This is a genomic window from Balneolaceae bacterium (assembly GCA_034521495.1).
Lineage (GTDB): Bacteria > Bacteroidota > Rhodothermia > Balneolales > Balneolaceae > Rhodohalobacter.
In genome coordinates this window covers 58,179-70,245 of sequence record JAXHMK010000013.1, presented here as the reverse complement: position 1 = coordinate 70,245, position 12,067 = coordinate 58,179, and the positions used below count along the sequence as shown (strand labels likewise).

The window sequence follows — 12,067 nt, the reverse complement described above, 5'->3', positions numbered from 1 at the left end:
AATAAGAGATGGAAAACCGAATATTTACACCACCTCAGTCCTATCCATTCTGGTTGAAAGCAACTCTTATTCTGTTTGGACTCTGCATGTTGGTAGTTGTTTTAAACTTTGGGAAATTTATTCTGATGCCCCTTGCTTTTGCCGCCATCATTTCGATGTTACTGAACCCGGTTGTAGAACAATTTGAGGCATGGAAATTGGGGCGTGTGTTTAGCATCATACTTGTATTACTTTTAATCACAGTGGTCTTTTCAGGTATTTTGACTTTGGTAACCGTGCGGGCAGTCGAGTTTTCTGACAATCTCCCCGAAACTACTGAAAAACTCAAAAGTACACTGGCTGAAGGAGCTGTTGCTGTTGAAAGGTTTTCAGGAATTTCTCAGGAAAAACAAACCGAGTACGCAAAAAATGCTATTGAAAGTTTATTTGAAGCAGGTGGTGAGTTCATAAACTCTTTGGCACAGGCTACAACCGGCACAGTTACCTTTTTGGCGTTTATGCCCATTTTTATTTTTTTCATGCTCTACTACAAAGCGATGTACAAAACCTTTCTTCAGAAAGTATTTGAGAGGAGCCACAAATCTGATATTGATAAGATTTTACTAAGAGTTCAACATGTAACACAGAACTACCTTGTGGGACTATTCACTGTGCTCGGAATCATGGCCGTCTTAAATTCAATAGGACTGTTGATCGTAGGCCTAGATTTTGCTATTCCCTTCGCGATATTTGCATCAATGATGGCTATTATCCCGTTTGTGGGTGCAATAATAGGGGCACTTCCTGCTGTACTTTATTCATTCCTTTTCTACGATACACTTTTGTTGCCGCTACTGGTCACTGCGGTTTTTGCTGTAGTACAACTTCTTGAAAGCAGCTACCTCACTCCAAGAATCGTTGGTTCAAAAGTCTCCATCAATCCATTTATGGCCATTATCGTATTGCTTTTGGGCGCAAAGGTCTGGGGAATCGCAGGTATAATTCTCTCTATACCACTTATTGGAATCATGAGAGTCGGGTTTTCTCAAGTTGCCGAATTAAAACCCTATGGTTACCTCTTAGGAAGTATTGTTGACTATAACGAGTATGAAGAGAGTGATAAACAAGAACATGAAGAAGCAAACTCAGAGAAATAGTAAATAGTTATTTCATAGGATGACATTTAATATTCACAGGGTAATTGTAAATCTTGTAAATGCCGTAAAAAAGAGTGTCACTTTCAGATTTTAATTTGTGAATTCCTAAATCAACCACCTAATCATTAACCTTTGAATAAAGAAAAAACCGATAAATCGCAGAAGGTCCGATGGTTATTCGGAACAATATTCATTCTGGTTTTGCTCTGGTTAATTACATGCATTAGATGTTGATGAGTTGATTGCAAACAGACATTTTAAAGCCCGGAATTTTACCGTTCAAAAGCTTGATTTAGAGATTTCCCGTGACAAAAACCATCCTGATAAACCCAAGAATGAACGTCCTCTTATCAACACCCAATTCTCAAACCTGCCCTTTAGCGTGACCCTTGACAGCCTTTCCCTGAGTGATGGAAATATCAGCTATCGCAAATGAAAGGATGGACAAGGTACGTCAGGAACGGTTTTATTTGATGCTGTTGAGATTATGATAACCTTCAAAACAGGAAAGGAGGGGACTTTCATCGATACTATTAGACATATTAGAAATCAAACCCATGTTTTAACTGTTTTCGGGATCAAATATAAGGCCCCAGCACTTTTGAAATTGCCCAGCCTGAGATCTTGTTGCACAATGATCGGTTATTGACGTCCTCTTCTGTTATTCGCAAATTTGCAAGAGCGGCAATGAAGTACACAACCGTACCCATCAGGAACAGAACGAGTATGCCTGCAACTGCCAGAATAATTCTTTTTAGGCTGATCCTGAAGTCTATCGACATCGTTTAATTAATTTGAAGGAAGAGTATCACAGGTTAAAATAACGGGGTTAGACTTGATACTAATTAAACGGAAAGGGAATTGATTTACACTTTATGAATAAATAATTACATAATTCACATCTCGTTATTAATCATAAGTGGTTTAATTTCGAGGTTATCCAAAATGGAACATGTAAAACATGTAACTGATACCATAACTGTGTAACATTTAAAAGTATCAAGAGCCCTACATTTAAAATGACGATTTAAATCAAATTGGCGAACCGATATTAAGATTCGAAGCCTAAAAAACTTACATGAAATAGGTCAATATGGAGACGTCTAACGGTGTGATGATGCAGTATTTCCACTGGTATACTCCTGCTGATGGAGCTTTGTGGAAACAATTGGCAGAAAATGCAAAAGCACTGGCTGAAGCCGGTATAACTGCTGTTTGGCTGCCGCCGTCCTATAAAGGTGCAGCGGGAGGATATGATGTAGGCTATGGAGTCTATGATCTCTTTGACCTGGGAGAATTCGATCAGAAAGGGTCCGTTCGAACGAAATACGGTACGCGCGAGGAGTACCTGGCAGGCATAAAGGCTGCACAAGAAGCAGGAATACAGGTGTACGCCGATGTTGTGTTTAATCACAGGCTTGGCGCTGATGAAGCTGAAGAGTTTAAAGCCACTCCATACAATCCCGAAAACAGAAAGGAACCCATCAGGAGAATTGCAGGAAATTAAGGCCTGGACACATTTCAATTTCCCGGGGCGAAATAATAAATACTCCGAACTTAAGTGGCACTGGTGGCATTTTAACGCAGCCGATTATAACGCACTCGAAGATGAAACAGATGCGATCTACCTGTTTGAAGGGAAAGTATTTGATGAAAGTGTAGACGCGGAAAAGGGAAATTTTGATTACCTGATGGGTTGTAATCTCGATATCAATAATCCCGATGTGCAAAAAGAGCTGTTCTATTGGGGAGAATGGTTCATGGAAACTACAGGCGTTAATGGTTTCCGTTTTGATGCCGTAAAGCACGTAAGATCCAATTTTTTTCTTGATTGGCTGGCGCATGTTCGCTATCACACCGGTAAAGATCTGTTTGCTGTGGGCGAGTACTGGTCGGGTGAGAGCGATTCATTAGATCACTTTATCAAAAAAACAGAAGGGAGCATGATGCTTTTTGATGTGAAATTGCATTTTAATTTTGCACGTGCCGGCAAAGAAGGTGAAGATTTTGACCTGTCGACAATTTTCAATAATACCCTTGTTGAAGATCATCCAAATCATGCCGTTACTCTTGTCAGCAATCACGATACCCAGCCGCTGCAGTCTCTTGAATCCATAGTTGAATCCTGGTTTAAGCCGTTGGCTTATGCAATGATACTTTTACGAAAAGATGGATATCCCTGTGTTTTTGCGGCCGATTACTACGGCGCTGATTATAAAGATAAAGGCAATGATGGAAATGAACATGAGGTGTCGATGGCTTCGCATCAATGGTTAATTGACCAGTTCTTATTTGTCCGAAGAGAATATGCCCACGATGAGCAGAATGATTATTTTGATCATCCAAACTGTATCGGCTGGACACGAATGGGGAATAAAGGAGAACATGGGGAGCAGCGTGGAATGGCCGTTTTGCTCAGCAATGGAGAAGAAGGTAGAAAGAATATGGAGACAGGCTCCCCTGATACAACCTACGTTGATATTACAAACCATATAGATGGAACGGTAACGACAAACGAGAGTGGATGGGCTGAATTTTGTTGCCCGGCTGGTTCCGTGTCGGTCTGGGTGCCGGAGTGAACACTATAATATTAGTGTAATGTCAAGCCTAAAGTGGTGAGGAGTTACCCCATTTTTTAAGCAAATAATTAGCAATGACGATGAAATTTGTCTCGGTTTTTGAAACGTCCCGAACCGTCGGGACCAAGGAGTTTTTGCGATCAAAAGCCCCGAAGGGGCGTCATCAATAGCATAGGACGGAGTCCTATGTATTGGGAATCATAGGAATTGTGTAGCCCTGAAAGGGCGTAAGCTTTCCTCTGACAATCTCTTGGGCTTACGCCCTTTCAGGGCTGATCGAATGAAATGCGTTATTTTTCATAGGGTTTCACCCCATGCTATTGATGACGCCCCTCGGGGCTTATTATGTAGTCTTCTTTCAAACAAAGAGCATTTCCACTTGTTTAAAAAGTTATCCTTATGAATTTATTGAACTTACAGTTCAAGAAGTAAAAATTTCGGGGTAACTTCTCTAAAGTGGTGTGGGTGAGATCTGACAGCATACCGGCGTCTTTCCAGACATTATTGGCAGAAGTTTAAAACCGTTATTGTTGAACATTTTTGATATAATGGGGCGATTCGCACTCTTGCCAGTATTCTACAATTTTTACTATCGTTTTTTTGGTCTTTTCATAACTGTTCGATTTAACAAAGAACCCCTGTATTGATCTTGAATAAGCATCAATAACATGCTGTTGCTCTGCACTTGTTGTAAAGAAAAGGTAGGGAATAGATTTTCGCCTCAAGTCTTCGTTATTGTGAATTTTTTCCCGCAACTCCATGCCGTTTAATTTTGGCATATTTATATCAGATAACACAAGAAAGGGTTCATCCTCTGTGATTTCCAAGTATTTTAATGCTTCTTCACTGTCATCAAAAAGATTATCGGATTATCGTAATCCAGTTCCTCGAAGATTTCACTTATAACAACTTGGTCTCCAGTGTCATCTTCAATAATGATAATAGATCCCTTTTTATTCATAATTGTATGTTTTCAGATTGGGTTATAATTTTTTCCAATAGATGCAGCACTTTGTAACTATAAATTATTTTACGATTTAGTTTAAGCGTGAAGTACCGTTCTGTAGCGAGCTTTGCAGAACTTATTACAGTACACGTAACGATGCTCCACAGAACCACTTTTTCCAATTAATTTCTTCAGACGGATGAGTGGAAGGGGGTTCTTCATTATATAATTTCATCCATCCATTACGTGCAACCTCATTCATTGCAAAGCCCACGATAACCGTTGCACCCATAATACTTATTTTTTTGTATCATCCATGTTTTTTCCTATTAGATTTAAACTCAGACTATTTTTATTGAATCTGGTATTGTTGTTTTTATGCGTTTACCAATTGAACTTGTTTTGAAGAGTGTCCCTTTAAGGGGGCAATGGGGGATGATCATTACTTGATTTAGGCAAAACATAAAATTTGGGTGAAATCAATACTCATCTGGTGAGGAGTTCTCCGAAATTTGTCTTGTTTGATCTGTAAGTTGAATAATGGGATACATAAGGAGTAATGATCATGACAGTGGCCGCTAGGTTTTTAGAAGGTCCTTACCTTCTTCCGGTGATCGGGATTGGCGAGCCTGCTCCCGAATTTCTTCATCATTGCTTTCCAATTTTCCCTCTCCAACTGTCGACACTTTGGAGTCTTTGGATGGTTGCGTTTCAGGCTCTTTTTTAACTACTCTTTCTGCAGGTATTTCAGATTCCCGGCTTATCTGTACAGGTACACCGTTTGGAAAGACCATCTCTCTCGCTTCATCAGGCATAGAGATTCCTTTTTCCTGATACGCTGTTTTTATCAGCCGTAGCAACGATGACTTCACTTTAAGCAGGTTATGTTTTTGGGCATTTACCCAAAAATAAAACTGTATGTTAACGGTCGAAGTGGCCAGTTTATCTAACAGAATCCAGGCCTCCGGTTCTTTTAGAACCGCGGGATGCTCCTCTAATATTTTTGCGCCTATTTCCTGGGCTGCGGTGATACTATCGTCATACCCGATACCAATAGTAAATGTTGTTCGCTGGTTGGGATTGCTTGTAAAATTGAGAATACTGCTTTTGTAGACCGTCGAATTCGGAATTTGTATGTGGTTGCCATCCAGCGTCATAAGCAATGTCGCGCGAACTGTAAGGCGCTGAACAAAACCGGTAGTGCCGTTAATCTCCACAAGATCACCGGCGTGAAAAGGATTTTGTACACTCAGAAAAATACTGGCCAGGAAATTTTCGGTGATATCCCGAAATGCAATCCCTAAGACAATACCCAGCAGGCCAGTACCCCCAAGAACCGTAAGTGCTACACTGGTTAAATCAGCAATATGAAAAACTATATACAGTCCTATAAGAAATACCAATACAGCCACGCCTCTTGCGGCAATATCCTGCAACAGAATATTCATCTCCCGTTTCTTTAAATATCCGCGGGTGGCTTTGGCTACAAGTAATGAGAGGCCCCAGAATATAACGACAACGAACAGTCCAAAAACCCAAAAGGGAATCGCTCGCATAATGCTTCGCCACAGTTCCTGCATACCGGTAAACGCGGGTTCGTAATTCCAAATATCAGGTTCCGTTATCTGTATTTGATTGACAACCGCAGTAACATCCTGTGTATTACTGGCGAGTTCTCCGGCCCATCGCTTGAAATCATCGGTCTCTGTTGAACCCCGGAGAAACACAACCCCATCGTTCACCTCCACTTCTGTGTCCACAAACCAGCCTGTTGCAGCTAATATTCCACTCAGGCGCTCCCGGATCTCGAAATCTGATGCCTCGGGACGAACATCTACCTGTTCCGGTACGGATGTTTCAAAAGTACTTTCCGGCGGTAAGGTCTGGTCGTCACCTTGTGCCGATACCAAAGCCGGTAAAGCGATGGCGACCAGCAAGAAAAAAACACCATATAAGTGAAGTTTTTTATAATACATACCCTCTGTTCAATGATAATTACAATAGCTCACGACTAATGTCCTGTGTTCCGGTAGATTTTATTCAGAATATCAGTTTTTGGCAATCACCCACACCGCATGGATAATGCCCGGGATAAAGCCAAGGATCGTTAGTAAAATATTTAACCAAAAAGCCCCGGTTATTCCAACTTCCAAAAAGACTCCGAGAGGTGGCAGAATGATTGCAAAAATGATTTTTATAATATCCATAGAAGAAGCTCTTGACTTATTTATTAATGTTGAGTTGTATCGATAGAAAGATTCATAAATAGAAAGCGTGAACCTTGAATCTACCATTTAGAATTTCAATATATTGCAGAATCCGCCAATTAAAAAGCTGCCGGTCAAAATCCGTAAAGGATGTAACATTTTCAGAATAAGTGTAAGAACCCGGGCCGCCAATTCCGGGGGATAAATATCTCACCGAATGTAGATATGCGGCTTTTATGATAAGGCGATTCAACCGGCATGAGTGTTTGTAATCTAAATGAATGAACCAAAAAAAATTGGCTATGTTGATCCGTCGGTAGCCAAACAGGTTTATGTGGGTATGAAAACCCAGGTTTAACTTGTTTTTATGTTATAAAAATAGGCAATGTTTTGTCTGGATTGCGCCCCTTTCCCCCGGGGATCACTTCGTGGCAGGGCTTTCATTTATGGCAGAGCGCACTGCACTATGTTATTTAGTGGCTATTCCAATCTGGTTTTATATATGTTGTTAAACAACGGAAAGGACGTTGGATAATCTTAAAATCAGTATTGCAGCAATGCAGGGATAGGGGGCATCTAAAAAAGTTCACAGAGAAAGTGGGGAGAACAGTAAAACTGCTATGAATAAAGGGCTTATTTTAAATACTTTCATTTTTGTTGCAACGTTTAGATTCTAGTTGCAATCTAATTAACACTTGTTCTGATGAGTAAAACGAAAGATAAAACCGTTTGGTTTGGCATGAAGCTGACACCTGAACAGAAAGAAAAAATCCGAATGTTAGCACGGCGGCAAGGGGTTACCCAAAAACAGGCCGTTATGGATTTGATTGAAGAAAAAACAAGAGAAAACACCGGGCCCGCCCCAAAAAACTCATTTTTACATGGTATTGAACACTTGTCAGGTTCTGTTAACGGACCGGGTGATCTTTCTATAAATCCAGCTCACATGAAAGATTTTGGGCGGTGAAAGTACTAATTGATACTGGCCCAATTGTAGCATTTTTGAACCAAAATGATCACTTTCATTCTTAGGAGGCTTTGCAAAACCGTGTACGTCATCCTAAACTTGATTCAGGATCCCCGGAAGCCGACAACGGCATGAAACTAAATCTTAAGCACAAAATTTGACCTATCTAATTCAGAATTCAGGTTCATACGAACAGCAGTAAGAGATTTTTTCAATACTTTTTTGAGTTCACTATAAGCAGCCGGTTTGGTGATATAGATATTGGCTCCATGCAGAAACGTCTCTTCAATATCCTTTTCAGAGATTGAAGTAGAATAGATTGCAATGGAAATATCGCTATACCTGTCATCATTTCTGATCTCCTTCAGACATTCTAATCCGTTCATAGTCGGCATATTGAGATCCAGGAAGATAATGTGGGGAAGTGGTTTATTTTCGGTTGCGAGAAAATCCATCAGCTGTTTGCCATCATTCACCATCCGGACGATGATATCCTTATCCATCTCATCCAGGATCTCTTTAAAAATAAGCCTGTCGTCCTCATCATCATCGGTTAGAAGGACACGAAGTGGAGCTTTTGGAGTTTTCATTTTTCGGTCGATGTTTGAGCCTCTGCAGGAATATAAATATCAAATGTAGTTCCTTTATTCAAGGCACTATCAACAAATATTTCTCCATTATGATGATTTACAATTTTCTTCACCGTTGCCAGCCCGATTCCCGTACCCGGATATTCATCTTTTGAATGGAGTTTTTGAAATACCTCGAATATTTTTCCTTTGAATTTTTTATCCAAACCGATACCGTTATCAGACACGGAAACATGGCAGTAGTTTTGATCGGGGGAAAGTCCTTTTGACTTCAGTTCACTCCCTTTTACAATACTGCTTTTGATCCTTATATGAGGACTTTCTCCGGGTTTTGAAAACTTAAGCGCATTGCTGATAAGATTGTGCATCAGTTGCCGGAACTGAAAAACGATAACATCTGCCTCACACATTTCCTGCAGCTCAATATTGGCATTTTTTTCTTTAATAACGTCATTGAAGTTTGCTAAAACCTCTTCAATAATAGTACCCAGATCTATGGTCTCAAACGTTCTCTCTGTCGTGTTGAGGCGTGAGAACTCAAGCAGATCATTAATAAGCTTCTGCATCCGTTTTGCGGCGCTCCGCATAATATTGAAATAGGTTTTACCCTTATCGGAAAGGTTCTGATTCTCTTTTTCGAGTACCATACCTGCAAAGGTTTGAATTTTTCGGAGCGGCTCCTGCAGATCGTGACTGGAAATATAGGTAAATGCTTCCAGCTCTTTATTTGTTTCCACCAATTCCTTGTTCATTTCCCGGAGCTCTTCAATAGCATTTCTTAACTCAACAGTCCGTTCTTCTATTTTCTTTTCCAGTTCTTTGGTATACTGCTCCTGGATTTCACGCCTTTTTTCTCTCTCTTTTACCTGTTCGGTAATATCTTCAAGCGACAGCAGAATTAAATTATCTGATTCATCATCTTTGATAATCTCCCGTGCATTTAGCAACAAATGCATCTCGCCTAAATCGGGAAAAGTATGAATAACCTCATAATCCACAACAACCTGTTTTTCGGTCATAACTTCTTCAAGTAGCTTTCTCAATTCAGGGAAATCCCACTTCTTGTTGTTCAGGTTATAAATCAGGCTCCCAATCGTTTCCTCTTCAGTTACTTTAAACTTTTTGTAAAAGGCTTTGTTTGCCGTTCTTATCCGCAGGTGTTTATCCAGAACCAGCAGCGGCCCGCGAATGTTTGCAACTATAGATTCAGAATAATTTCTTTCAGATTCTAACTGTTCATTTAAACTGTTCATTTCCTGGTTCAGGACAATCAGCTCTTCATTCGTGGATTGAAGCTCCTCCTTACTGGTCTCTAACTCTTCATTCAGGCTCTGCAGCTCTTCACTGCTGCTCATCAACTCTTCGTTGGCGCTCTGGAGCTCTTCAATGGCAACTTCCTGATCTTCCGTGATGTTGCGCATGTCCTCCCTTGTGTCAACAAGTTCTTGCTCTAATTGCTGAATGCGATCATCTTTGTCGGTATCCGGTTCTTCGACTGTTTGTGCGTCTTCCGTTTCAGACTCTTGTCTGTTTTTTTCTGAAGAGGTATCGTGAAACAGGATTAAAAAGTGAGGATCTATGGTATTGGGAAGCGGAATAGCTTCGATGGAAACCGTATGGATTTCATCATTCAGCTTGATCGGGATGTTCTCTTTTTTTACTTCTTTATTCCCTTGTTTTGCTTTATGCAGAACATTTCGCAGTTCAAAAGCCAGGCCCGGCACTGCCAGTGCTATCAAATTATGGCTCGGTTTCCCTGACGTTTGCTCTAAATATGGACCGGTTTTTCCCCGATACTGTACAATATCCATCGCTTTATTTACCACTACACCGGCAGGGGTATGATTTTTGAGCAAATACTCGTCTGCCGTTTTTTGAAAGTCGGGACTCTTCTTTTCCCGTGTGTTGTATTTCTCTCTCTCATTATAATCAAGTTCCGATCTCCGGTTAACCACCTGCACGAACTTACTGGATGCTTCTTTACGTGAATATATTTTGTCACTTTTGGCAGCTTCAGAAAAAAGGTCGGGAACCCCGCTGGTTGTTTCCGATTTACCGAGCAATAATTTCCCGTTTTGGTTTAGTACATAATGAAATGTGGTCAGTGCTTTTTTCTGCAGATAGGGTTCAAAATAGATCAGTACATTACGACAGCTTACCAGGTCTATTTTACCAAATGGAGGGTCTTTTAAGAAATTATGAACGGCAAAAACGCACATATCCCTAATCTGCCGGTTTACCTGAAAATTTCCATTTGATTTTGGTAAAGTACTTTTTAATCCGTTGCTCAGACACCCCTGCCAATTCCGTTGTAGAATACGTACCCAAACGAGCCCGGTCGATTGCGGATTCGCTTAGATCAGATGCAAAGATCTGTACTTTTTTTCCGGGGTTTCCCACTGTTCGGGATTCTAAAAGTTCTCTAAACAGAATGGCCAGAGTATACGCCTCTTCGCCTGTGCTGCAACCTGCCACCCATACCCGTACGGTTTTATCATCGGGAATGTTATCGACAAGATCCGGTAAAAATTGGTTGGATAGATGTTCAAATATTTTTGGGTCACGAAAGAATGAGGTAACCGGAATCAAAAAATCGCTATAAAGGGTATCTTGTTCCTCTCTGTTCTCTCTTAAATAGTCAAGATAGGCGGACACCTTTTTAATTTTGTTGATTGCCATCCTTCGAAGTATTCTTCTGCGGATTGTGGTCTGTTTGTAATAGGTAAAGTCAGTGCCTTTCCGAACCCGCAACAGGGTGATAATTTGCATATAGTCACTCTCATCATCATCATCGTCCGAAGAGGTCTCTAAAGCATCATCCGTTTTAATGAAGTGCTTTATCTCAAGTAATTTTTTGGGAATCTCCTCCGGTTGTAGCACAAAATCAACGACCCCTGCATGTATTGCGCTGCCGGGCATTCCATTATATTCTGCCGACTCCACACTCTGTGCAAATGTTATGCCCCCTGCATCTTTTATGGTTTTTAACCCTTTGGTGCCATCCGATGCCGTGCCAGACAGTACCACTCCAATGGCACGTGATTCATAAACTTCAGCCAGCGCTGTAAATAACAGGTCGACGGGAAGAACACGTTCTGATTTTTTCTTTTCGGGCCGATCTGTGAGCTGCAATTTACCATCCTCTGCCCTCATCAATTTATTACTGGGCATCACATAGACGTGGTTGGGCTCAATTTTACATTCACCCGACATCTCTGCTACCGGCATTTTTGTCTCTTTTCGAAGAATTTCGGGCAGCAGGCTCTCGTGGTCAGGATCTAAATGCTGTACAAAAATAAAAGCCATGCCGGGCTCTTCTCCGGTGGCTCTGAGTAATGTTTTGAAAGGAGTTAACCCCCCCGCTGAGGCACCAATAGCAACAACAGGAAATAAGTTTTCAGATTTTTTACTTTTTCCCTTTTTAGTTGTCTGATTTTCTGACTTTTCGGCCATTTTATTTAATCGTAAGTGATTTAATTCCGATGCTGTCCATAAAGGGCGCTCAGTAAAAATGTATGTTCCAGATCCGTCATACCGGACACCGATCCACTCATCTGTTCCCAGCGGAGCCATATCTCCTGGCCCTTACCAAAGAGAGGAGGTCACGAATCTCCCGAAAGAGATCCCTTTAGTAGGGAAAGT

Annotated in this window: 8 protein-coding genes and 2 pseudogenes; 4 read left to right on the top strand and 6 right to left on the bottom strand. The window is 40.9% G+C overall.

The genetic code is table 11. The annotated features are described in order from the left end of the window. The first annotated feature begins 8 nt into the window (after positions 1 to 8). From U5K72_13915 to U5K72_13905, 3 genes are all read left to right on the top strand, one after another. Positions 9 to 1,136 carry an AI-2E family transporter gene (locus U5K72_13915; protein ID MDZ7719907.1) on the top strand — a complete coding sequence of 376 codons (1,128 nt, stop codon included), beginning with the start codon at positions 9 to 11 and terminating at the stop codon, positions 1,134 to 1,136. Positions 1,137 to 2,229: 1,093 nt separating this feature from the next. Then, entirely contained in the window at positions 2,230 to 2,643 is a 414-nt protein-coding gene (locus U5K72_13910; GenBank protein ID MDZ7719906.1) for an alpha-amylase family glycosyl hydrolase, read from the top strand. Next, positions 2,630 to 3,715, top strand: a complete 1,086-nt coding sequence (locus U5K72_13905) for an alpha-amylase (protein MDZ7719905.1) — start codon at positions 2,630 to 2,632, stop codon at positions 3,713 to 3,715. Before U5K72_13910 ends, U5K72_13905 begins: the two co-directional genes overlap by 14 nt. 524 nt (positions 3,716 to 4,239) lie before the next feature. On the opposite strand, the pseudogene U5K72_13900 reads toward U5K72_13905, so the two are convergent. From U5K72_13900 to U5K72_13890, 3 genes and pseudogenes are all read right to left on the bottom strand, one after another. Next, positions 4,240 to 4,563, bottom strand: a pseudogene (locus U5K72_13900) (response regulator). Between the two features lie 676 nt (positions 4,564 to 5,239). Next, positions 5,240 to 6,637 carry a mechanosensitive ion channel family protein gene (locus U5K72_13895; protein ID MDZ7719904.1) on the bottom strand — a complete coding sequence of 466 codons (1,398 nt, stop codon included), beginning with the start codon at positions 6,635 to 6,637 and terminating at the stop codon, positions 5,240 to 5,242. 72 nt (positions 6,638 to 6,709) lie between these two features. After that, complete coding sequence (locus tag U5K72_13890; GenBank protein ID MDZ7719903.1) at positions 6,710 to 6,868, bottom strand: YqaE/Pmp3 family membrane protein; 159 nt, start codon at positions 6,866 to 6,868, stop codon at positions 6,710 to 6,712. Positions 6,869 to 7,571: 703 nt separating this feature from the next. On the opposite strand from U5K72_13890, the gene U5K72_13885 reads away from it, so the two are divergent. Next, on the top strand, positions 7,572 to 7,835 hold the full coding sequence (locus U5K72_13885; protein MDZ7719902.1) for a hypothetical protein: 264 nt from the start codon (positions 7,572 to 7,574) through the stop codon (positions 7,833 to 7,835). 137 nt (positions 7,836 to 7,972) lie between these two features. Here the strand turns inward: U5K72_13885 and U5K72_13880 are convergent, their stop codons facing one another. The 3 genes and pseudogenes from U5K72_13880 to U5K72_13870 form a co-directional block, all read right to left on the bottom strand. Further along, on the bottom strand, positions 7,973 to 8,425 hold the full coding sequence (locus U5K72_13880) for a response regulator (protein MDZ7719901.1): 453 nt from the start codon (positions 8,423 to 8,425) through the stop codon (positions 7,973 to 7,975). Continuing rightward, positions 8,422 to 8,835, bottom strand: a complete 414-nt coding sequence (locus U5K72_13875) for an ATP-binding protein (protein ID MDZ7719900.1) — start codon at positions 8,833 to 8,835, stop codon at positions 8,422 to 8,424. The genes U5K72_13880 and U5K72_13875 overlap by 4 nt, the downstream gene beginning before the upstream one ends. A 120-nt stretch (positions 8,836 to 8,955) precedes the next feature. Beyond that, positions 8,956 to 11,878, bottom strand: a pseudogene (locus U5K72_13870) (chemotaxis protein CheB). Between the last annotated feature and the right edge of the window lie 189 nt (positions 11,879 to 12,067).